At 39.4% G+C, this 23,558-nt stretch carries 18 protein-coding genes, 4 tRNA genes and 3 pseudogenes; 15 read left to right on the forward strand and 10 right to left on the reverse strand.

The features are described from left to right. Window positions 1-6: 6 nt before the first annotated feature. From FLM47_RS09635 to FLM47_RS09655, 5 genes are all read right to left on the reverse strand, one after another. Window positions 7-1,020: a hypothetical protein gene (locus FLM47_RS09635; RefSeq protein WP_178956272.1), complete on the reverse strand. Its 1,014-nt coding sequence runs from the start codon at window positions 1,018-1,020 to the stop codon at window positions 7-9. Between the two features lie 95 nt (window positions 1,021-1,115). Further along, entirely contained in the window at window positions 1,116-1,781 is a 666-nt protein-coding gene (locus tag FLM47_RS09640) for a tRNA (adenine(22)-N(1))-methyltransferase TrmK (RefSeq protein WP_178956273.1), read from the reverse strand. An 8-nt stretch (window positions 1,782-1,789) separates the two neighbouring features. After that, window positions 1,790-2,719 carry a class I SAM-dependent methyltransferase gene (locus FLM47_RS09645; RefSeq protein ID WP_178956274.1) on the reverse strand — a complete coding sequence of 310 codons (930 nt, stop codon included), beginning with the start codon at window positions 2,717-2,719 and terminating at the stop codon, window positions 1,790-1,792. After that, window positions 2,720-4,714 (reverse strand): excinuclease ABC subunit UvrB, encoded by a 1,995-nt coding sequence (uvrB, locus tag FLM47_RS09650; RefSeq protein ID WP_178956275.1) that lies wholly within the window; start codon window positions 4,712-4,714, stop codon window positions 2,720-2,722. Continuing rightward, window positions 4,711-6,090: an MATE family efflux transporter gene (locus tag FLM47_RS09655; RefSeq protein WP_178956276.1), complete on the reverse strand. Its 1,380-nt coding sequence runs from the start codon at window positions 6,088-6,090 to the stop codon at window positions 4,711-4,713. The genes uvrB and FLM47_RS09655 overlap by 4 nt, the downstream gene beginning before the upstream one ends. 1,038 nt (window positions 6,091-7,128) lie before the next feature. Between FLM47_RS09655 and FLM47_RS09660 the strand changes: the two genes are divergently transcribed. From FLM47_RS09660 to nth, 12 genes are all read left to right on the forward strand, one after another. Then, window positions 7,129-7,205: transfer RNA gene (locus tag FLM47_RS09660), tRNA-Asn, on the forward strand. 21 nt (window positions 7,206-7,226) lie between these two features. Further along, window positions 7,227-7,303, forward strand: a tRNA-Asn gene (locus FLM47_RS09665). Between the two features lie 21 nt (window positions 7,304-7,324). Continuing rightward, window positions 7,325-7,401, forward strand: a tRNA-Asn gene (locus tag FLM47_RS09670). Window positions 7,402-7,424: 23 nt separating this feature from the next. Next, window positions 7,425-7,501, forward strand: a tRNA-Asn gene (locus FLM47_RS09675). A 171-nt stretch (window positions 7,502-7,672) separates the two neighbouring features. Next, on the forward strand, window positions 7,673-9,616 hold the full coding sequence (locus tag FLM47_RS09680; RefSeq protein WP_178956277.1) for a GGDEF domain-containing protein: 1,944 nt from the start codon (window positions 7,673-7,675) through the stop codon (window positions 9,614-9,616). A gap of 240 nt (window positions 9,617-9,856) precedes the next feature. Next, window positions 9,857-10,438 (forward strand): electron transport complex subunit RsxA, encoded by a 582-nt coding sequence (gene rsxA, locus FLM47_RS09685; protein WP_008115244.1) that lies wholly within the window; start codon window positions 9,857-9,859, stop codon window positions 10,436-10,438. Between the two features lies 1 nt (window position 10,439). After that, window positions 10,440-10,994 (forward strand): electron transport complex subunit RsxB, encoded by a 555-nt coding sequence (rsxB, locus tag FLM47_RS09690; protein ID WP_008115242.1) that lies wholly within the window; start codon window positions 10,440-10,442, stop codon window positions 10,992-10,994. Window positions 10,995-11,002: 8 nt separating this feature from the next. Then, entirely contained in the window at window positions 11,003-13,393 is a 2,391-nt protein-coding gene (gene rsxC / locus FLM47_RS09695) for an electron transport complex subunit RsxC (RefSeq protein WP_178956278.1), read from the forward strand. Beyond that, on the forward strand, window positions 13,390-14,448 hold the full coding sequence (gene rsxD, locus FLM47_RS09700) for an electron transport complex subunit RsxD (protein WP_008115238.1): 1,059 nt from the start codon (window positions 13,390-13,392) through the stop codon (window positions 14,446-14,448). The genes rsxC and rsxD overlap by 4 nt, the downstream gene beginning before the upstream one ends. Beyond that, the gene (gene rsxG, locus FLM47_RS09705; protein WP_178956279.1) at window positions 14,445-15,083 is read left to right on the forward strand and encodes an electron transport complex subunit RsxG; all 639 of its coding nucleotides are present in this window, start codon (window positions 14,445-14,447) and stop codon (window positions 15,081-15,083) included. The genes rsxD and rsxG overlap by 4 nt, the downstream gene beginning before the upstream one ends. Next, complete coding sequence (locus FLM47_RS09710; RefSeq protein WP_010388435.1) at window positions 15,080-15,778, forward strand: electron transport complex subunit E; 699 nt, start codon at window positions 15,080-15,082, stop codon at window positions 15,776-15,778. The genes rsxG and FLM47_RS09710 overlap by 4 nt, the downstream gene beginning before the upstream one ends. Before the next feature lie 46 nt (window positions 15,779-15,824). After that, window positions 15,825-16,457 carry an endonuclease III gene (gene nth / locus FLM47_RS09715; RefSeq protein WP_055013367.1) on the forward strand — a complete coding sequence of 211 codons (633 nt, stop codon included), beginning with the start codon at window positions 15,825-15,827 and terminating at the stop codon, window positions 16,455-16,457. A 126-nt stretch (window positions 16,458-16,583) separates the two neighbouring features. Here nth and FLM47_RS09720 read toward each other — a convergent pair whose 3' ends face one another. Next, on the reverse strand, window positions 16,584-17,645 hold the full coding sequence (locus FLM47_RS09720) for a GTP pyrophosphokinase family protein (RefSeq protein WP_178956280.1): 1,062 nt from the start codon (window positions 17,643-17,645) through the stop codon (window positions 16,584-16,586). Between the two features lie 303 nt (window positions 17,646-17,948). Here FLM47_RS09720 and FLM47_RS09725 point away from each other — a divergent pair. Next, window positions 17,949-18,197, forward strand: a pseudogene (locus FLM47_RS09725) (endonuclease III); the annotation flags it as partial. 123 nt (window positions 18,198-18,320) lie between these two features. Here the strand turns inward: FLM47_RS09725 and FLM47_RS09730 are convergent. Then, window positions 18,321-18,944, reverse strand: a complete 624-nt coding sequence (locus FLM47_RS09730; protein ID WP_138608739.1) for a M23 family metallopeptidase — start codon at window positions 18,942-18,944, stop codon at window positions 18,321-18,323. Between the two features lie 133 nt (window positions 18,945-19,077). On the opposite strand from FLM47_RS09730, the pseudogene FLM47_RS09735 reads away from it, so the two are divergent. After that, a pseudogene (locus FLM47_RS09735) lies at window positions 19,078-19,272 on the forward strand (endonuclease III); the annotation flags it as partial. A 314-nt stretch (window positions 19,273-19,586) separates the two neighbouring features. Here FLM47_RS09735 and FLM47_RS09740 read toward each other — a convergent pair. The 3 genes from FLM47_RS09740 to FLM47_RS09750 all read right to left on the reverse strand — a co-directional run bounded on the left by FLM47_RS09740 (window position 19,587) and on the right by FLM47_RS09750 (window position 23,068). Next, entirely contained in the window at window positions 19,587-20,597 is a 1,011-nt protein-coding gene (locus FLM47_RS09740) for an alpha/beta fold hydrolase (RefSeq protein ID WP_178956281.1), read from the reverse strand. A gap of 41 nt (window positions 20,598-20,638) precedes the next feature. Beyond that, window positions 20,639-22,078 (reverse strand): serine hydrolase, encoded by a 1,440-nt coding sequence (locus FLM47_RS09745; protein ID WP_178956282.1) that lies wholly within the window; start codon window positions 22,076-22,078, stop codon window positions 20,639-20,641. Window positions 22,079-22,147: 69 nt separating this feature from the next. Beyond that, the gene (locus FLM47_RS09750) at window positions 22,148-23,068 is read right to left on the reverse strand and encodes a winged helix-turn-helix domain-containing protein (protein WP_178956283.1); all 921 of its coding nucleotides are present in this window, start codon (window positions 23,066-23,068) and stop codon (window positions 22,148-22,150) included. Window positions 23,069-23,304: 236 nt separating this feature from the next. Here FLM47_RS09750 and FLM47_RS18875 point away from each other — a divergent pair. Continuing rightward, window positions 23,305-23,546: pseudogene (locus FLM47_RS18875) on the forward strand (endonuclease III); the annotation flags it as partial. Window positions 23,547-23,558 lie beyond the last annotated feature (12 nt).

Raw genomic sequence — 23,558 nt, forward strand, 5'->3', positions numbered from 1 at the left:
TATACGTTACAAGTAATTTGGGTATAAATGTGCGTTTTCAGGCTGCTCAATGCCATGGGCAGCTAAAAAACCACCAATTGCTTGACCACACCCTTGCGGTGCTCTGCCACTGTCTATTTCAAAATTTAACTGATTCGCCTCTTGTTTACCCATTGAGCACAAACTAACTGAACTTGGCGAACGCATAGAAACACTTAACTCGCCTATTTGCTCCGCCTGTACATGCTTATTAAAACGTGCAAAACCTTGGTATTTAAAATGCTCGCTCACATAATCATTGCTTATAGCAACCAATGCGGCAATAAAACTATGTAAAAAGCTATTTGTTGTTGTATCCGGTGCTAAGAATGACAAAGTTTTGTTATTAAACTCACTCAGCTGGCAACTATCGCAATGAAGTTGAACCGTATACACCTGTTCACCGGTGATTATAGCTTGGCAGTTAATTAGCTCTATTTGGTTATCCGCAAACACAAGGCGCTCTATCAGCTCGTTCAATGAAATATTTTTAAACGATGTACTTTTAACAAGCTCGGGATTTTGTGCCATAACGGGTAAATCATGATGATTATTAAATGGCGTACTAGTTGCGCCTTGGTGTTGCAGCTGAAAAAGCTCTCTAACCTCATGTTCACGCGCCACTTTTAACGCTAAAAATGCAGTTTGAATAAGCTCTGAAGTAGGTAAGTTTTGCTCTACTGGCCAACGGCGACCAAACAATAGTTTTTTTGCTTTATTATCAGCACGGTAATTGTCGGGACTAAGTACTGCTACTTGCAAATAAACATCACTGTTTTTTTCAGCTGCTAACACACTAAAGTGGTTGGAAAAACTAATGTCGTTAAGTACTTCATTAACACTGGCCAGTGTATGCTTGTAACGCAAAAAATGCTGCGGAACAATCCAATTTTTATTAGCCAGTTGCACTAGGGGCGCATACGAAATGGGTTGCTCGTAGCTGTGTTGCCATTTTTGCCCATCACCTAATAATGACTCAATTTTTATATTGTTATCTGACATATATAAACCAAATAAATCTGCCCAGCGGCAAGATATTAACTATGAAGCACTTTACGAAGTTAATCATAAAAAACGATCACACTTTTTGTCAGTATTTAGCGTCCAAATACGTGTTGATACTCTGTTATAACTTTTTGATAGTAAAGTCTATCTTTATTGAGCATTCGGGTATAATGGTCAAGCAATTGTTGCTGATATTGATGATGTTGAGAGTTATGTATATCCCACATGTTAGCCCCCGTTTTAGTGATAGTGCCCGTGGCATTAAAGCTGACTTGTAACACTTCGTAAAAACGCTTATTTTCAACAATAATTTGCTCGCTTTCGAGCTGCAAATTACACGCCTGTAAACCCGCACGTACCTTATAAAGGTGCATAATAGGGCAAATAATAAAACGAAGTTGTTTAAGGCTTTGTGGGTTATTAGCAATAATTTGCTGAATTAGCTTTAAACATAAATCGCCCCCTACTCCAGCAATAACAATTACTTGCTTAGCACCTGTTGGCAGTTTAATTTGAGCAACATCTTCGCAGCGCACTTGCCATGAAGGCAAAGACTTTACTTGCTCAAATTGTTGTAGCGACTGCTCAAGCGCTTCCATTAACTCTGGAATAATATCAACAAAGTTTATTTGTTTGGCTATGCCGCGCTCAAGTAATGCCATACCTAAAAAGCCATGATCGCAACAACAATCCCAAACAATATCGTGCGGCTGTGTAATTAACGAATTGATGGCGTTTAAACGTTTACTCAGTTTCATTTAACTCACTATGTTTTTGTTTTGTACACCAATGCTTTTAAGCTTTTATCGCTATCAATTTCAATAAAGCGATCCGTAGGTTCTAGGCGTTTAACAAACTCAATAGCACCTTGAGTATGCTCTTCAATAAGTGCTCTAAAATCGTTTTCTGTAAGCTCAGGGCTATTAGCGCATAACAATAGCTGTGTAGTATCGTTTAAAAGCTCAGGAAGTCTGCGCAGCACTTTTTGATAGTCTTTAGTTAAAATAAAACTGCCTTTTTGAAAACTGGGCGGATCAACAATAATCAAATCAAACGGTGCTGCTTTTTTTAGCTTACCAAACGACTTTAAAATATCGTGCGGTAAAAAACTGACCCCACGATCGACATTATTGAGTTGGTGGTTTTGCTTACCCACTTTTAACACACCTTTGCTCATATCCATGTTCATCACATGATCTGCACCACCGTGCATAGCCGCAACCGAAAAACCACAGGTATAAGAAAACAAATTTAGTACTTTGGCGTGCTTACTATTTTGCATAACAAACTCACGGCCTTTTCGCATATCAGGAAAAATACCGGTGTTTTGCTTACTCATTAAATCAACCAAAAAACGCACCCCGTTTTCGGCTACGCTATGACGAACTGGCAGTTGACCGTGAACAAGGGTGTTATGGCTTTGTAGCCCAGCTCGCTGTTGATACACCAATGCAGTAATTAACTCTGGATGATGTTGTTGTGCCCATTGCCATAACGTATCGGTGAGTGCAGCGAGTGTTTCCTCGTCAATTTCACTGTATGACACCAAAAACAAACTTGGTGGGTAAAAGTCTAAGTTAATATGACTAAGCGCTTCCACACTGTGGCCACGCCCATGAAATACCCGGCAAAGCTCATTATCGGAAAAAGGCGTGTCTGCCAAAGCATTTATAAGGGGAGTAAAATCGGTTGTCATTTAATTAATCAACTGTTGTTGTAGTTCATGTATTTCGTCGCGCACTGAGGCGGCTTTTTCAAATTCTAAATCACTGGCATACGCATGCATTTTGGTTTCTAACTGCTTAATTTGCGTTGCAATTTCTTTAGCACTGAGGATTTTTTTAGAGTCTTTACGAATAAGCTGTAGATTGTCTTGCGGTGAGGCATCTTGGCCTACATCCATTACATCAAGTATCTTTTTAACCAAGGCACTAGGTTCAATACCGTGCTTAACATTATAAGCATGTTGTATTTCTCGGCGTCGGTCAGTTTCTTCAATGGCTTTGGCCATCGATTTAGTCACTCTGTCACCGTATAAAATAGCGCGGCCATCAAGGTGGCGCGCCGCACGGCCTATTGTTTGAATAAGTGAGCGCGCTGAACGTAAAAAGCCTTCTTTATCAGCATCTAAAATAGCCACTAGTGCAACTTCTGGCATATCTAAGCCTTCACGTAGTAAGTTAATGCCTACTAACACATCAAATACACCGGCACGTAAATCTCGAATAATTTCTACCCGCTCTACGGTATCAATGTCAGAGTGTAAATAACGTACTTTTACATTGTGCTCACTCAGGTAGTCAGTTAAATCTTCAGCCATACGTTTGGTAAGCGTGGTTACCAGCACTCGCTCTTTTGCTTCAACACATTTGTAAATTTCTGAGAGTAAATCATCAACCTGATCGCCTACTGGGCGAACTTCAATAACAGGGTCAAGTAAGCCGGTTGGACGAATAACCTGCTCTGCAACTTCGCCGTTGCTGCGCTCTAATTCAAAGTCGCCTGGGGTGGCCGATACATAAATGGTTTGTGGTGCAATGGCCTCAAACTCTTCAAAACGCAGTGGCCTGTTATCCATAGCTGAGGGCATTCTAAAACCATATTCAACGAGGTTTTCTTTACGGCTTCTATCGCCTTTATACATGGCACCAATTTGCGAGACGGTTACGTGCGATTCATCAATAATCATTAATGCATCGTCGGGTAAATAGTCCAGTAATGTTGGCGGTGGATCGCCAGGTGTACGCCCCGATAAATAACGGCTGTAGTTTTCAATACCAGAGCAATAACCAAGCTCGGTCATCATTTCTATATCGTATTGGGTACGCTGAGCTATGCGCTGCTCTTCTACTAACTTGTTTGCGCTGAGCAATTGTGCTCTGCGCTCTTTGAGTTCGGCTTTAATTTTTTCTATGGCTTCGAGAATTTTTTCTCGTGGCGTTACATAGTGAGTTTTAGGATAAATAGTGGCACGTACTATGTGTTTTTCTACCGCACCGGTTAATGGGTCAAAAATACTTAAGCGTTCAACTTCGTCATCAAACATTTCTACACGCACTGCATAGGTGTCTGATTCAGCTGGAAATATATCAACCACTTCACCACGAACGCGGTATGTACCGCGACTAAAATCAATATCGTTTCGCGTATATTGTAGCTCTGCAAGACGGCGCAGCATGTCACGTTGATCGACCTTTTCACCTACTTTTAAAAGCAGCATCATTTTCATGTATGAGTCAGGATCGCCCAAACCATAAATTGCCGACACAGAGGCAACAATAATGGTATCGCGTCGCTCTAAAAGCGCTTTAGTGGCACTGAGTCGCATTTGCTCTATGTGTTCATTAATAGATGCGTCTTTTTCGATAAAGGTGTCGCTGGCTACCACATAGGCTTCAGGTTGGTAGTAATCGTAGTAAGATACAAAGTATTCAACCGCATTATGTGGAAAAAATTCTTTCATTTCGCCATACAATTGAGCCGCTAAGGTTTTATTATGCGCCATAATAATAGTTGGCCGGTTTAAATCACTAATAATGTTAGCCATAGTGAACGTTTTACCGGTTCCCGTTGCGCCTAATAAGGTTTGCTGGGCCAGTCCGGCCTCTAAGCCTTCACACAACTGAGCAATAGCGGTTGGCTGATCCCCTGCGGGTTTAAATTTTGATACTAGCTGAAAATGATCGCTCAATGACTACACTCCTGTAATGCTTGACTGCTTAACGCTTCAATTTCTTTCATAAACCACTTGTAGGCTACAAGTGCTGTAAATAAATTACCAATGGCCGCGCCAATAAACAAGCCGATTAAGCCTGCAAGTTCGTTTCCGATATACGCAAAGGGAATATAAAAAACAAACAATCGAATAACGCTCAAAACTAAGGCGTTCATGGGTTTGTGTAAAGCGTTAAACGAGGAGTTTGATAAAATGATCACTCCTTGCAAACCATAACTTAAAGGAATGGTATAAATAAACAGCTTGATGACATCAACAACAGCTTGCTCTTTACCAAATATTTCACTAATGACACCTGAAAAAATAATTAATACAATATAAATAACAAACTGCCACAACATTACAAACTTGAGCGTACCTAGGTAGGCATCTTTTACGCGAGAAAAATGACTTGCTCCAAAATTTTGGCTAATAAAAGGTGGTAAGGTCATCGACAAAGCTAATACCACTAAACTCGCTATTGATTCTATTCGACTCCCTACTCCAAAAGCTGCCACAGCTTCGGGGCCATGATGAGCAACCAATGCGGTCATTACCGCCATAGCAACTGGGGTGAGCATGTTAGCACCCGCTGCCGGTAAACCAATTTTTAAAATTTTACGAATTGCACCAACAATGGTTTGTTTGCCCGCTTTTAAACTGAGCAACTGCTTTTTAAAAATTAATATGTATAAAATAATCGCCACTGCAACTGCCCAAGCTATAACACTGGCAATAGCAGCCCCTTTAATACCTAATGCGGGAATAGGACCAAAGCCAAAAATAAGCATCGGATCGAGTACAGCATTAATAAGCCCAGCCCCGCCCATAATAATGCTTGGTGTTTTAGTATCACCACTGGCACGCAGTACTGAATTTCCAATCATGGGGGTAATTAAAAACACACTACCCAAAAACCAAATACTAATATACTGATGAATTAGTGGAAGTACTTGCTCCCCTGCCCCAAGCAAGGTAAATATGGGGTCAATCAATAAATAGCCACTGGCAGATAAAACCAATACTAATATTACCGCTACCAACAACGAAACACTGGCATCAAAACGCGCTTCTTCTATATTGTTACTGCCTAATGCTTTTGCAATAACCGCAGAAGTACCTATACCTAAACCAATTGCTAAACTGATTACAGTAAAAGTAACGGGAAATGTAAAACTCACCGCGGCAAGCGGCTCTGTACCCAATAAGCTAATAAAAAAAGTATCAACTATGTTGAACATCATTAAGGTTATCATCCCAAAAATCATTGGAACGGTCATTTTCTTTAGCGTAGGCAAAATTGGAGCGGTGAGTAAATCAGAGCGAGTATGTGATTGAGAATGTGCGCGCATAAAATAAATAAGCCTCTTTTACTGAACGGCATATTTTAAAGCATCCGAGCTGTTCAAGCCATGCTTTATTAAACCTAAACCATTTAATCCGTTTTTTATCAAAAAACTGTTATTTTTATGCTGTTGTAAATAAATTTCGCACAAACACATTAAAAACCAAATTAAATACATTTATATAACTTTTGCAACATTTAGCTTTTAGGTTTTGCTGATTTATTACACAGTTAGCGATAATGCTTTATCGTCACGAAAAATTTTATTTATCGTTTAGGTGGCTATCTAAGCTGAATCATAAGTCTTTGTTTTTAAGAACATAAAAAAAAAGCTTTTTAATACTTGAAATCGTTGTAGCGCCCTACAACGCTGGGGGTGCTGATGTTCTTAAAGTTTAATAAACAGAGTTATCCACAGAAACCGTGGATAACTCATTCAACCCCACGTTTATAAAGGGCTACAACGAGGTGCAAATTTAAAGGTGCTGTGATTTTTTTACGTTATCAATAAGCAAACAACGTTAAATGGAATTGTAACGCCTTGATATGGGATTATTTGTTTATTTAATGCAAATCCACATTCGTGCTTAATAAATAGCCAAGCCTTTGATTGCTTTATTTTTATACAACTCCATAGCAGTTCTAAAATTATTAGGTTTTTATCAATATTTAAAATAAATATACGTCTTTGATTAAGATTCAGTTCAACAAACTTTAACGATACAAAATAAAAGTGAGGTATTTATTTTAAATACGTTTATTTAGACTTTGTAAAAATATAGGAAATAGAACAGTTTTTTATCACTAAAAGCTACTTTATTTAATTTTACGGCAAGTTTTATTAGCTGAAATTACTCACTTGATTCAAATATTACGCTGTTTTTGTAAAACAATATCACTGCGCTTTACTTAAATAGTGTTATAAAACGCGCAGATTGCACATAAAAACAACGAATAGACCTCTTTTTTGAATTTATGATCTTTTATATGTTGACACTTTGCTATGCGGTCATTAATATTTCGCCCCGTTGAAAGGCAAGACGCTTCCCCCTTAGCTCAGTTGGTTAGAGCGACGGACTGTTAATCCGCAGGTCCCCCGTTCGAGTCGGGGAGGGGGAGCCAAGTTTTTCAGCCATAAACGATTCCCCCTTAGCTCAGTTGGTTAGAGCGACGGACTGTTAATCCGCAGGTCCCCCGTTCGAGTCGGGGAGGGGGAGCCAAGTTTATGTTTATGATGTAGTTCCCCCTTAGCTCAGTTGGTTAGAGCGACGGACTGTTAATCCGCAGGTCCCCCGTTCGAGTCGGGGAGGGGGAGCCAAGTCATAAAAAGTATATTTTAGTTCCCCCTTAGCTCAGTTGGTTAGAGCGACGGACTGTTAATCCGCAGGTCCCCCGTTCGAGTCGGGGAGGGGGAGCCAATTTACTACACTTCCATAGACATCTCCTTAAATTTGCTCTACCATTTCCTATTAAAATAAAAAACTTTTTGATTACAAAAACTAACTATTTGATAACTTTCTTTATCAAGCTATAATTATTTTAATAATCATGAGGTTGTGTCCTCCCCTTTGACATATAAAGATTAAACAATGGCAGCATTTAAAAAACTTATTTTTATACAACTGATGGCTTGGTTGATTCTTGTGACTGCTGGCTGTTATTTTATTAGCCAAAACTTTGATAGTGCCATCGGTAAAGCTCAAAAAAATGCGCAGGCGACCGTCGAGCAATATATTAAAAACCTATCTGCAACTGACCTCTCTGCTGATAACTTAAAAAATACACTTGCAAGCAGTGAAATCTTTTCACATTTTACTTTACGTGATTATCAAGGTGCGGAAGTATTTTCAGTTAACAATTCAGCGCAATTACCTGTTATTGCAGAACTTATTCAGTCAAACAATAACTCAGTACGCCCTCAGTATGCCACTAATGATAACGCCGATATAAAAGTTGAGTTTAAAATCAACATCACTCATTTGAGTGAGCAGTTTCAAACTGCTTTTTTTATAATTTTAATTATTAGCACCCTACTCGCTCTAATACCTATTGCATTAATGAAAACCATTGTTAAGCACATTAATGACAATATATGTACGGACGTTGCTGATGTCATTGATATTTATATAAACCAAAATCAACTAGGCGATGATTTTGCGACTAAAATTGATTCGCCAGAGTTAGCTAAGTTAGGGAAAAGTTTAATTCCTAGCTTTAATCGTTTATCGCACTTTTTAAAAAGTAAGAATGACAATATAAAAAATGCTGCACACACAATAAAACGTGAGGCCTACAAAGACGGTGTGACTGAGTTAGGTAATCGCAATATGTTTGTTGATTACTACGAAAAGAATATTGAAAACACCGAAGTAAGTACATTTGGCTCTTTAGCACTCGTTCGCTGTAGTGAGTTGCAGTCTATAAATCAAAGCCGCGGTTATCAAAAAGGTGATGAATACATTAAAGCCGTTGCAGATATTATTGTCAGCATCAGTGGCACCTATTCCGGCAGCCAAGTTTTTAGAGTAAACAGCTCTGATTTTATAACCATTTTACCAAATACCCCGTTGAAAGAAGCCGAAAAATTTGGTGAGAACTTACAATCTCGCTTTACTCAATATATGCAAAACCAAGAGCTTAGCTCGGTTGCAAACACGGGTATTGTGGGGTACGAAAAATCAAAACCTTTGGGTGAGTTACTCTCTATTGTTGATAATGCAATGAGCATGGCGCAGTCTAAGCAAGCTAATGCGTGGCATGTGCAACGTGATACTGATCTAGTTAATAATGTGAGCGCAGGATTTGGTAACCAAAACTGGCGTAAAGTGATTAACGAAGTAATTGAGTCTAAAAGCGTCCATTTGGTGATCCAAAATATTATGCCTTTAGGCAAAAGCATTAAAGCCTATGCTGAAATTCAAGCCCGCTTCAAAACAGAAGAAAACCAAGCTTTGCCTACCGCTTCATTTTTAGCAATGGCTGAAAAGCTCGATATGGCCATTGAAATTGACAAGTTAATAATAGAATCGTCTTTGGAAAGAATAAAATCGAGTAATTTATCTGAAAAGTATTTTGGCTTAAATATTACCCCATCTAGCGCGCACAGCGACCAATTCATGATTTGGTTAGAGCGCCGCTTACTCAAAGATACCCATATTGCTTCTAAGTTAATTTTTGAAGTGAGTGAATTTGGTCTTCAACAAAACATTAAAGCAAGCAAACGCTTTATTGATATGGTACATCGCGTTGGTGCCAGAATAACGGTAGAACGCTTTGGTGTGGGACTCACCTCATTTAAATTTTTCAGAGATTTAAAACCAGATTTTATTAAAATGGATGCAAGCTATACACGTGGTTTGGAAGACGATAAAAACAATCAGTACTTTATGCGTTTAATGGTCGACCTTGCCCATAGAATTGGCGTCAGTGTTTTTGCAGAGGGCGTTGAAAGCCAAGAAGAAAAACATATTGTAGAAACATTATGCCTTGATGGCGTTCAGGGTTATTACATTGAAAAGCCTAAAGACATCTAACCCATCCTAACTCAAATAAAAAAGAGCATTTATGCTCTTTTTTACGTTTTAAAGTGTGCTTTTGCTATTGTTCAGCCGTTAAAATGCAGACAGCTTTTTAATTGCAAAGCTCTTAGATTTTGGCCCTTTAGAATTAGCCCGTTATTTTACGTTGTTTATTTAACTGATAATCACTCAACGTGTTGTTAATCGCAGTAGAAAAAAGGATAATACACGGGATTTTATTAGCGTGAGGCACACATGACAGAATACGTCTTGTTATTAATTGGAACAGTGTTAGTTAACAACTTTGTATTAGTACAATTTTTAGGCCTTTGCCCGTTTATGGGTGTATCAGGAAAACTTGATACAGCCATAGGTATGTCTTTAGCAACTACCTTTGTGCTAACGCTTGCCTCTGTGACCAGTTATTTAGTAAACGAGTATATTTTATTACCACTAGATATCACCTACCTGAAAACAATGAGCTTTATTTTAGTTATTGCAGTGGTTGTTCAATTTACTGAAATGGTTGTTAGAAAAACCAGTCCAACGTTATACCGTCTACTGGGAATATTTTTACCTTTAATAACGACTAACTGTGCAGTACTCGGTGTTGCTTTATTAAACATCAAAGAAGATCACACCTTTTTACAATCTGCCGTTTATGGCTTTGGTGCCGCTGTAGGTTTTTCATTAGTATTGGTTTTATTTGCGGCATTGCGCGAACGTTTGGCCGCAGCAGATGTGCCCACTCCATTTAAAGGAGCTTCAATCGCAATGATAACGGCAGGTTTAATGTCAATGGCCTTTATGGGTTTTACTGGATTAGTGAAGTTTTAATATGACCTTGTTGTACGCTTTAATAGCGCTGGGTTTGCTGGCGTTAATTTTCGGATTAATTTTAGGATTTGCAGCTGTTCGCTTTCGCGTTGAAGGTAACCCTGTAGTGGAGCAAATCGATACCATTTTGCCACAAACACAGTGTGGTCAATGTGGTTATCCTGGTTGTCGCCCTTATGCAGAAGCCATTGCCAATGGCGATGAAATAAACAAGTGCCCACCCGGTGGTGATGCGACAGTTAAAAAGTTAGCCGATTTGATGGGTGTTGAGGCTAAACCTCTAGCCGGCGGCGAACAAGCAGAGCCAGTTAAAACGGTGGCCTACATTCGCGAAGATGAATGTATTGGTTGTACCAAATGTATTCAAGCCTGCCCTGTTGATGCCATTGTTGGTGCAACCCGTCAAATGCACACCGTTCTAATTGACGAATGTACAGGCTGCGATTTGTGCGTTGAACCTTGTCCGGTCGATTGTATTGACATGCTACCCGTTGCACCAACAAAACAAACTTGGAAATGGCAACTAGACGCTATTCCTGTTACCCAAATAGATTAGAGGTTTGAGTGGAAAAGTTACTTGAACAAATAAAAAAAGGCACCGTTTGGGCATTTCCTGGCGGCGTACATCCTCCGCAGCAAAAGTCATTATCTAATAATACGCCTATTGCGCGCCTTCCTTTGCCTGAAAAACTCGTTCTGCCTTTAAAGCAGCATATAGGCGCTAGCGGCAAGTTAATTGTAGAAAAAAGCCAGCACGTATTAAAAGGTCAACCATTAACTAAGCCTTCTGCTAACTGGTCGGTACCTGTGCATGCACCTACATCAGGCACTATTATTGATATTACGCCTATGCCATCAGCACACCCTTCTGCTTTGCCTGAATTAAGCATTATTATTGAACCCGATGGCAAAGATACCTGGTGTGAATTATCGCCTTTAGCAAACCCAGCCAATGCATCACACGATGAACTCGTTGATGTTATTCATAATGCGGGGATCTCTGGCATGGGCGGCGCAGGCTTCCCAACCTATGTAAAAGCTGATATTAAACAACCTATTGAATTTTTGATTGTTAATGCGGTTGAGTGTGAACCTTATATCACGGCTGACGATACTTTAATGCGCGAGCACGCCGCTGAAATAGTCAAAGGTATTGAGCTAATGCAGCAGCTACTCAATCCGACGCTGTGTATTATTGGTATTGAAGATAATAAGCCTGAGGCTATCACAGCCATGACAGAAGCGGCGAAGCATAACGAGCATATTTTAATACAAACCGTGCCTACTGCTTATCCCTCTGGCGGTGAAAAACAGCTAATAAAGCTACTGACTAATCGTGAAGTTCCTAATGGTGGCATTCCTGCTGATATCGGTATTTTAGTACATAACACAGGTACCTTGTACGCCATTGCGCAAGCCGTATACGAAGGCAAACCATTAATAGAGCGCGTAGTTACAGTAACGGGTAATACTATTCATAAGCCCGGTAATGTATGGGCGCTATTAGGTACTGAGATAAAACACTTACTGGATTGCCAAGGGTTTTCACCCGTACCACAACAGCGCGTCGTTATGGGCGGCCCTATGATGGGCTTTACCTTACCCACGGTTCGTATTGGCGTTGTTAAAACAACAAACTGTATACTTGCTCCAGATCATAAAGAATTAGCAGAGCCAGGCCCAGAAAAAGCCTGTATTCGCTGCAGTGCCTGTGCCGATGCGTGCCCTGCCTCGTTATTGCCACAACAATTACAATGGTTTGCTAAATCAAAAGAATACGACAAACTCCAAGAGCATAACTTATTTGATTGTATTGAATGTGGCGCGTGTGCCTATGTTTGCCCAAGTGAAATACCACTCGTTCAGTACTACCGCGTTGCAAAAGTTGAGATTAAAGAGCAAATTGCCGAGAAGATAAAATCAGATCGCGCTAAAGAACGCTTTGATGCACGTAAAGCGCGTTTAGAGCAAGAACAAGCTGAGCGAAAAAATCGCCACAAACGTAAGCCTGTAGCTAAATCTACCGAAGAACAGCAAAAAGTAGCCGATGCCCTTGCCCGCGTTAAAGATAAAACCAGCGATGGTGACAATAAATCAGCTGTAGCAGCGGCAATTGCGCGTGCTAAAGCTAAAAAGCAAGGTGGCGAACTTGAGCCAGATAACAGTGAAGTTGCAAAAGAACGCGCTGCCCGTAAAGAGCAAGCTCGCCTTTATAAAGAGCAAAAAGCACAAAGTAATGGTGATGACGAAGCTGTAGATGACAAAAAGTCAGCAGTTGCAGCCGCTATTGCCCGCGCTAAAGCCAAAAAGGCAGCACAAGCTAATGAGCAAACAGCAAGCGATGACACTGCAAGTGAATCACCCGTCGCTGCCGATGATAAAAAAGCTGCCGTCGCTGCCGCTATTGCTCGTGCTAAAGCCAAAAAGGCAGCACAAGCTAATGAGCAGGCAGCAAGTGATGACACTGCAAATGAATCACCCGTCGCTGCCGATGATAAAAAAGCCGCCGTCGCTGCCGCTATTGCCCGCGCTAAAGCTAAAAAGGCAGCGCAAGCTGCTGAGCAAACACCAAACGATAGCACAACAAGTGAATCTCCAGTTGCTGCCGATGATAAAAAAGCTGCCGTCGCTGCAGCCATTGCCCGTGCTAAAGCCAAAAAAGCAGCGCAAGCTGCTGAGCAAACACCAAACGATGACATAGCAAGTGAATCACCTGTCGCCGCCGATGATAAAAAAGCTGCCGTCGCTGCAGCCATTGCCCGCGCAAAAGCCAAAAAAGCAGCGCAAGCTGATGAATTAGCAAATCAAAGTGAAAACACTGAGCCACAAAGCAACGATGAACCTTCAGAAGCTTCACAGCAAACAGCTCAAGAAAAAAAGAAAGCCGCCGTAGCCGCCGCGATTGCTCGCGCTAAAGCTAAAAAGCAACAAAAAGAAGGAAATGATCAGTCATGAAACTAACCATGGCCAGTTCACCCCACAATCATAGTCACAAATCTGTGACACGGTTAATGTTAACTGTAATTGCGGCTTGTATTCCTGGTGTTATTGCGCAAGTTGTATTTTTTGGCACCGGTGTCCTTATCCAATTATTATTGGCGTTAGTGTGTGTAAGCGCATTTGAAGCAGCCGTTATGTTAATGCGTAAGCGCCCTATTTGGCCTGCATTAAGTGATGGCAGTGCATGGCTTACCGGTGTGTTATTAGCAATAAGTATTCCGCCCTTAGCGCCTTGGTGGATTATTGTTATAGGGTGTTTGTTTGCCATAGTTATTGTTAAACAACTATATGGTGGTTTAGGTTTTAATTTATTTAACCCTGCAATGGCAGCCTATGTGCTTTTATTAGTGTCGTTCCCTGTGCAAATGACTGCTTGGTTACCCGTTACAGAATTACTTAATACGGGTATTACTTTCAGCCAGCAGTTAAGCTTAATCTTTAGCGACTTTACCACGTTAGGATACAGCTTAGATCAGCTCCGAGTAGGAATAGACGGCAGCACAATGGCTACCCCACTTGATACCTTAAAAACAGATATTGCTCACGGACTAACGGTGACAGAGAGCATGCAAAAGAGCGTATTTAATGAGTGGACTGGCCTAGGTTGGGGATGGGTTAACTTAGCCTTCTTACTCGGCGGCCTTTACCTGTTAAAAACAAAAGTAATTAACTGGCATATACCAGTGAGTTTTATTGCAAGCTTAAGCTTATGCGCAGCAATTGGTTATATTGCCTCGCCAGGTACAGAGCCGGGTGTAGTGTTTCACTTGTTTAGTGGTGCGACTATGCTGGGGGCCTTTTTTATCGCCACCGATCCTGTATCAGCTGCAACCACTAATCGAGGTCGCCTTATTTATGGTGCAGCAATTGGTTTAATTGTGTATTTAATTCGCACCTTTGGTGGTTTTCCTGATGCAGTTGCATTTGGGGTGTTGCTAATAAACATAGCGGTACCGCTAATCGATTACTATACACAACCAAGAACCTATGGCCATGGAGCAGTAAAATGATTATTTCTTCAATGGTAAAAAATGGCGCAATATTGTGTGGGTTTGCGTTACTAACAACGGGACTCGTTGCCACAATTAATACACTTACCGCTGATAAAATTGCAGAGCAAGAGCAGTTGCAGTTAACTAATCAGCTTCAAGAAGTATTGCCGCATTCCAAATACAGCAATGAGCTATCGCAAGATTGTGTAATTATATCTGATCCATTACTAGGGCCATACGATAACCAAGTTATTTATCGTGCCCGAAAAGATAACGAACCTATGGCATTAGTCATTCGTCATGTCACCCCTAGCGGCTACAGTGGTGATATAAACTTACTCAGTGCAGTATATCGCGATGGTACCATTGCGGGTGTAAGGGTAACCAAACATGAAGAAACGCCAGGTTTAGGTGATAAAGTTGAAGTAAAAAAATCAGACTGGATCACCACATTTAATACAAAAACAGTACAAAGCGAAAGCGACGATCGTTGGGCCGTTAAAAAAGACGGCGGCCAGTTTGATCAGTTTACTGGCGCTACAATTACACCTCGTGCCGTTGTAGGCTCAGTCAAAAACGCGGTACTTTATGCACAAGATAACTTTGATGCTCTGTTCACAGCAGCAAACGCATGCCCAGAGGTAACGCCATGAGCGAATTAAAAACCCTTTACAAAGAAGGCTTATGGGGAAATAACCCCGCCTTGGTACAGTTATTAGGTTTATGCCCTTTACTCGCTGTTACCTCTACAATTACTAATGCGCTAGGTTTAGGCTTAGCAACCTTATTGGTATTAGTGGGCTCTAATATTACTGTATCAATAGTGCGTAACTGGGTACCTAAAGATATTAGAATACCTGTGTTTGTGATGATCATTGCCGGTTTTGTAACAATTGTGCAGCTGTTAATGAACGCTTACACTTTTGGCCTTTACCAATCTTTAGGGATTTTCATTCCGTTAATTGTAACCAACTGCGCCATTATTGGCCGTGCAGAAGCGTTTGCCTCAAAAAATCCAGTGCACTTATCCGCCTTTGATGGCTTGATGATGGGCTTAGGCTTTATGTTGGTTCTGGTTGTACTTGGCGCTATGCGAGAGCTGGTTGGACAAGGCACATTATTTGATGGTGCCGATTTATTACTCGGGCCTTGGGCTGCTATATTGCGCATTGAAGTGTTTAGCTTTGATAGCCAGTTTTTACTGGCCATTTTACCACCGGGCGCATTCTTAGGGCTTGGTCTGCTGATTGCCGCTAAAAATGTAATTGATGCACAAATAAAATCAAAACAAGTCGCACCGCCAGAAGCTGAAAAAGGCCCTCGAGCGCGTGTTACTAGCTTAACTTAAGGGGAAAGCGCATTAACTTAATAAAAGCTAATGCGTTTTAAGTTATATGAATAAAGAAAAACGTCACCAAATACTTACTCGCTTACGCGATGACAATCCACATCCTGAAACGGAGCTTGAATATTCAAGCCCATTTGAGTTGTTAGTTGCCGTAACGCTCTCAGCACAAGCCACCGATGTTGGGGTAAATAAAGCCACTCGTAAATTATTTCCGGTTGCTAATACGCCACAAGCCATTTTAGATATTGGCCACGACACACTACGTGATTACATAAAAACCATCGGCTTATTTAATTCAAAAGCAGCCAATGTATATAAAATGTGCCAAATATTGGTAGATCAGCATAACGGTGAAGTGCCAGAGAATCGTGAAGCTCTAGAAGCCCTCCCAGGCGTAGGTCGTAAAACTGCTAACGTAGTATTAAATACAGCCTTCGGCTGGCCGACAATCGCTGTAGATACGCACATATTCCGTGTTTCTAACCGTACTAAACTTGCCATGGGTAAAGACGTGGTTGCGGTTGAACAAAAACTCGAAAAAGTGATCCCCAAAGAATTTAAAGTCGATGTACATCACTGGCTCATTTTGCATGGTCGCTATACCTGTGTTGCCAGAAAACCTAAATGTGGCAGCTGTATTATTGAAGATTTGTGTGAGTTTAAAGAGAAAACAGAGTAATTAAAGCCTGCTTTGTGCCATGAGCAGACAGTGGTAACGCCTCGTTAAGAGGCAATAAAATAGTTGGCTAAAATTAAGCGACGAAGGAGCAAAAGCCAACTGTTTTTTGTCCTTTTAAACGACTTGTTATACGAATTTACCACTCAATTCAATAAGATAATCAGCAAAGCCATCTCTATCTTCTTCAAGACACAAGCCCATCTCATCTAAAAAGGTTACTATTTTTTCTTTGCTGCCTAGTTTTGCAGCTAGGATATGGTAAAGGTAGAAAATAGATATACCTTTACTCGCGGTATCACCCTCTGCATTAATATCATTAGCTCTAAGAAAAATATTTTTTTCATTCTCATTAATAGTTAAAATGAGGTCTGATATTTTTGTAATATTAAAATACTGCAAATATTTGAGGTGTCGGCTAACAAATTCTGAATCTAGCTCTTTCAAATTAAATTTAGCTTGTTCAGCAACTTTTTGATCCAATTTATTTACAACGTCACTCTTATTTAAGAACTCTAAAATTGTGACTAAATCAATTTCCACTTCATCAGGTTTGGAGCTAATATTTTCTTCTACGTCATGTTGGTAGTTGGTTAACTCTTCTTTAATCTTAACAAAGCCTTCATCTGCTAATTCTAAAAGACTTGCTAATCTAGAAAATTGCCTTCTTACATGCTTAGGTACTTCAATTGTTGATTTGTATCCAATGTCATGCTCAATTTCAGCCCACGCGTGTTGCAGCACGGAGCGAATTTGAATTTCAACTTTTCTTCCGTTAAATCTTTGGTACTCTACCAACCGCTCTCTGTCTTGTGAAATTGAAACAACATAGTGCAATGATAAGTAGCCAAATCTATCAGGGTCTAAAGATGCTCTTTTATCGATAGAGTTTTTTGCATCGATAGCAAAATTATCTTCAATAATTTTAGCTATTTTATCCACCTCATCAGAATAATTTGAAATTATCCTGATTCCAACGATATCTGTAATGTCCTGTATAGAAGTATATTTATCTTTATTGGTTACTTTTCGAGAGAGGCTATTCCTGTCTTTAACCCTTGATGATACAGAATGAGGCACAATAGCTTCATTGCTTAATAGAGCCGAGATCAGAGCGACCATTGATTGAGCCATTTCTTCATTTAGAGAAAGTTGCTCATCATACTCATCAATGATTTTAGATAATGACACTGTAGTTCCTTATTCGTATAACAATTTAATAGTGCGCTCATCGCGCATATTTCTGACGACGCTACGCTCATTTTTCTGCATAATATAGTTTTAACAAATAAGCTAAGGTATTACTATCACTAAGTTTTCTAAAACTTTAAAAAAAGTTAAATAGAACAATATGCGCGCGTCGCTCATTTTCGTGAATATATGCGCAAAGCAGAGTTTGATCACCCAATTGACTTTTATATTATTCAATATCAATGACAGGTTTTCGCTCAAAGCAGTCTTGAAAAAGTAAGTATTTTCGTTCTACGTTCATTATATTTTGGCTGGCCGACAATCGCTGTAGATACGCACATATTCCGTGTATCAAACCGTACCAAGCTTGCTATGGGTAAAGATGTGGTTGCGGTTGAGCAAAAACTCGAAAAAGTGATCCCCAAAGAATTCAAAGTCGATGTACATCACTGGCTCATTTTACATGGGCGCTATACCTGCGTTGCCCGTAAACCAAAATGTGGCAGCTGTATTATTGAAGACTTGTGTGAGTTTAAAGATAAGACTGAGTAGATTTGAGTCAAGATCAAAGTTATACATGTTATACATGTTATACTCTGATCTTTTTTAGCATTGAAATATCAGTTTATTGAGCAAATAAATCTTTTAGCCGCAATATTCTAAAGTTAGTTTGAGCTATCCCCTTTTATCATCATATTTAAACGCTTTGTATTCCGATCCGCTCTTTAATCCACAAGAATGATTATGTGTATTCTTAAAAGTAATTGGAATCGTTTGGCCACAAGGAAGAACATTATAATTGGGTGGTAAATTTGGTCCACACTTTTGAACATCAAAGTGCAAGTGAGGGCCCCCACTTTGTCCGGTATTACCACTTAATCCTATAATATCTCCCGCTTTTACTTTATCTCCTTTTGATACAAAAGAACCATTTTCTGTAAGGTGGAAATATCTTGCTACTGAGCCATCATCATGTTGAATAAAAATATAATTTTCTTCCAAATCTTTATTATTTCCATCTTCAAAAACTTCTCGAACACTGACGACCTCCCCCTCTCTAGATGCAACTATCTTAGTACCAATAGGCATTACAAAATCTATTGCAAAAGTACCTACCCCATTATTCGAGGCGCGATAATGCTCTGTAGCAGCATAAACACTTCTTGTGGTGCCCACTTCGTATGGTAACAAATAGACTGAATTTTCTAGATCTGGAAATACAGTGCAATCGACCACCGGCTTAGAGCAAGCAACTAAAGAAATAGGAATTAATAAAGAACTTACAACAAATTTTTTCATCAATACTTTCCTCTATAAAATGTATTAGTCGCTTAAAGTACAACAAAGGTTTAAAGGTGTTAAAAATTAAACTACCAATCTGAGAAAAAGCAGATACCAAACAAAATTAGTTTTCAATCTACTTTAATTACCTTTTGCCTGGCCCACAATCGCCGAAGACACCCATATCTTCCGCGTTTCTAATCGCACCAAGTTTGCCATGGGTAAAGACGTGGTCGCGGTTGAGCAACAACTCGAAAAAGTGATCCCCAAAGAATTTAAAGTCGATGTACTCCACTTGCTCATTATTCAAGGCCGTTACATGAGCACCGCCCGCAAGGTTAAATAGCGAACCACTAAAGTTGGTCAGAATCCCGTTACAGGCTCAAATTGCCTAGATATCTAAGCAAATCCATGCGCCTCACTTCATTTATGAGCACTAACCTCTGTATAAGAAAGGCACTAATTTTTGGCTTCTAACGTCGGCTATACTAAAAGTCGACGTTAGAAATCTGTGCTCTTTTTTAGTAAAAATATCATGCTACGTTTAATCAATAGTAACGGCTAATACCATGTTGATAATTTTGCGAAATAAACTAAATGAAATAAACTAAAATAGAACGACTATCTATCCCTTGTTTTATTCACTCTAAACTTGAACAATTATTTAATCAATTTGTTATTATTTATCAAAAATTGTGTAACTGTATCAGCAAATTCTTCAGGTTGTTCTACCCATGTCCAATGCCCCGTTTGCTCTAAAAATTTAAGTGTTGCTGTTCCTTCTGGTAGCATTTTATAAAATCGATAAGCCATTGCTGGTGTAGTTTTCCAATCTTTACGTCCGTTAATAATTAAGGTTGGAATAGGAAAGTCTTTGAACATTTCTTCTTTAATAATAACGTCTTTTAAAGTGCCAGTAATTTTTACTTCTGGGTCTAAACCAGCCATATCAAAATATACCTTGATATTTGAACCATCTCTTTTATCTCTTGAGCGGTATTTTCTTAATTTTGAGCGTTTTTCTGGGTCGTACCAATCAGACATATTACCGATGGCTCTGTTGTAAAAGGCTTTCATATACTCATGACTGCTTGTTAATGCGCCTTTTGCTCTAATCTCCTCTAGTTTCTCCCACTGTTGTGGAAAAAAAGTTTTTCTTAAGTACTTGGCGGCATCAACATTCATCTGTTGACTTAGTCCGTCAGCAGATGCGCTTAACATGATCAACTTCGCTACTCTGTTCGGGTAAGTTAATGCATATTGCACCGCTGGGATACCACCATATGAATGACCAGCTAGTACGAGTTCCGGTACATTCAAATGTTGGCGTAACGTTTCTATATCTTCAACAGTGATAGATGGTGAGAACTTATCTTGAATCTCTCTTGTCGCTCTGCCTACACCAGTTTCATCAAAATATATAATTTGATACCCGTGTGGTTTTAAAAAGTCTAATGCTCCCCAAAATATGGTGCGAGAAGCACCGGGACCACCATTAATCATAACAATGGGAGTGCCTTCACCGTCTGCTTCATAGTAAATATGACCAAATTTACTTTTAACGAAGTTACCTTGACCGTAAGGTTTAGGTAAAGAGGTGTCGGACGCATTGGCTACCAGAACATTAATATGAAGTAAAAATAACAATGAGACAATAAATGCTTTTAACATAAGTAATTCCTTTGAATAAATAATTTAAACAGTTGAATTGATTAATCTAATTTTTGGTTAATCAATTCAATTGAGTAAGTTTGATCTTTACCCGTATTAACTTCAAAGTGGGTACCCTTATCGTCAAACTCAGTAATACCCACTTTATTTACCATCAATAGTCGCTGACCTTGTTCAGTGCTATAGAAAAAGACGGGCCATTGTTTAATGGCGGCTTTGTTTACGTTAAATGTGTTTAACCAACGCGAGTAATCAGTCATGCTATCCGTTAACAGGCATTTGTTTTCTTGGCAGCTTGCCGTACCTGTTAGGCTCGTACCGTTATTATTAATGTGATATTCAATGCTAGTTAATGTTTTAGGCTTGACGCTATCAATATAAAGGCCTGCTAACGCAAACACTAATTTATCAATTGAGGAAATCCAGCTACTATTGGATAAAAAGGCAATACTTAAATCATGCTCGGGATATATTGCTAGCATTGAGCGAGCTCCTGGTGTAGCTCCAGCATGATGATAAACTTTACGCCCATGTAAATCTTTAGCTATACGCCAACCAAAACCAACGTCAAAGTTTCGACTTGTTACGGGGTTTCCGTCTTGAGTTGTTGTTGGCGTAAACAGTAGTTGCTGGTAAGGTTTTTGAGTCTTTGCTTTTTTTAAGACTTCTCCCCCAAAAAAGGCTAAATCACTTGCCGATGCATAAAGCCCTGCACCAAAAACGCTATACGACTTTTCGCCAAACGCAATTTCACTTCCCCCCATTTTACTTAGTTCATAAAGCCTTGAACTGCGTTCATGAAGGTCGTTGATATTCTCTATCGCTGGTGTTTCGTTGCCTGACCAACGGGTAATAAAATTTTCAACACTCACTGTTAATGGTTGTTTGGTTATTTTCTCGTATAAAGCGCCAGCTAACGTATAGCCATGTGTAGAATAAAGATATTTAGTACCGGGGCGAGATAATAAGTCTCGATCCTTGAGTGTATTAACTGCCTCAACAGCTGTATCGAAATGTGCGTCATAAATATCATAATCTTTTATTTGATAATGTGGCATTCCCGAAGTATGTGATAGTAATTGCCTTACTGTGATGCTGTGATATTTTTTATTGAGTTCAGGATAATACTGTCCAATGCTGACATCAGGGTTTAGCTGATCATTATTGACTAATTCAGCTAACATGGTGGCGCCTATAACTTTTGACACACTGGCTAACCTGAACGTGGTATTAGGCTTGGCGGGTAGTTCATTTTTTATATCAGAAAAACCAGTGGCAACAGACGCAACAAGTTTATCTTTATACACCACAGCCACTGAAAACCCGGGAACTCCAGTAACTTCATTCAAGCTAGTGAGCAGTTTTGTTAACTGCCATTCATAGCTTTGTTTATTATAGTGCTGAACTTCATCGTGATTTTTTGCTGTAGATTTTGGCATATTAATAATACATGCCAGTAAAATAAATAATGGTATTTTCATATCATGCTCCTTTTTTTTCATTGAGCATGAGTTGTTAAAAAAGCGCGAGTTAATAAAGGTTATGAATGGTTATGCTGGGTTAGCAAGCGCCTTTAACACTGACCAGATAGGGTCTTTAGCATATTCACGTTGCTGTTTATTTAAATACAATTTCCCAGATGACATTAACGATTCAATGCCATTCAATTGTGATTGTAATGCTTGAAGTAACGATGACGTTGATGACATAGAAAACGAACTAGTCCGTAATATTGTTGCGGTAGTTGGCTCTACTATGCTTAGCTTTATTGTCGTGTTGTTGTTTACTTCTATCACTTCAAAATAACTAATTAATGCAAGCCGATCTTTTCTTGCTTGTAATGGTAAGACTAACTCTTTTCGTTGCTTTGATAATATGAGTTGAAGACGCTGTTCTTCATTTGCTTGGCTAAGCAAATCATTCCATGTTTGATAAATACTTAACGCATTCTCAGGCATTTCATTAAGGGGGGTATTACTCCATAGCGCAATCCGATTGTTACTTGTCGCTTTGTCATTATTCGTTGATTGAGTCACGTATATTAATATGATTATTGTCATTAACAGCGCCACAAACGTTATACCGAACACTTTTTTGTTTAACCGAGGAATTTTATCTGTGTGTACGTTGGGTGTCGGTTCAGGAACAAACGTTTGATCGATTGGCATGACCTCTCGCTCAATTAGTAATCGGTACCCTTCCCCCCTTACCGTTTGAATTGAAAGGCCTTTTATTGTTGATTGCTCTAGTGACTTTCGTAAAACAAATACTCGCTGTTTTAAAGTGTCAGGACTAATAACAGTGTTAGGCCAAACACTTGTCATGAGCGTTTTATTTGATACAACGAGTTCTGGTGTTTGTGCCAGCGTGAACAGTAATTTAAAACTTAACGGATTTAAAGTCACTGATTGATTATCTTTAGTGACAACATATTTTATTTCGTCAAATTTTATCGTTTTACTCTCTGTCATGAGGGTTAATTCATCCTAAAATAACTCATATTATATGTTTCACTAAAATTGTATCAGCTCATCATCAGTGATGAATACAGTTAGGGTTAGCAATCCTGTTTTTTAGTCGAAACTTTTTTATCTTTAATTCATTAAGGTTTAATATTTCAATTGCTATAAACTTCTTATACCGAATTTGTTATAAATCGGTTAGATTTAAGTACAAGTAAGAATTTCAACCATCTACATAGCCACCTTTTGGCTGGCCTACTATAGCCGTGGATATCCATATATTTAGAATATCGAACCGTTCAAAATTGGCCACTGGTAAAATGTCTATTTTGTGCAAATGCTGTTAAAAATAGTCCCTGCCGAATTAAAAGTGGACGTTCATCATTGGCTTATTCTGCACGGTCGTTATGCTTGTGTAGCCTGTAAACCTATATGTGGTGCGTGCATCATTGAAAACTTGTGTGAGTATAAAGCTGAGACAGAATAATCTTTGTTTTCT

This window comes from Pseudoalteromonas sp. Scap06, assembly GCF_013394165.1.
Taxonomy (GTDB): domain Bacteria; phylum Pseudomonadota; class Gammaproteobacteria; order Enterobacterales; family Alteromonadaceae; genus Pseudoalteromonas.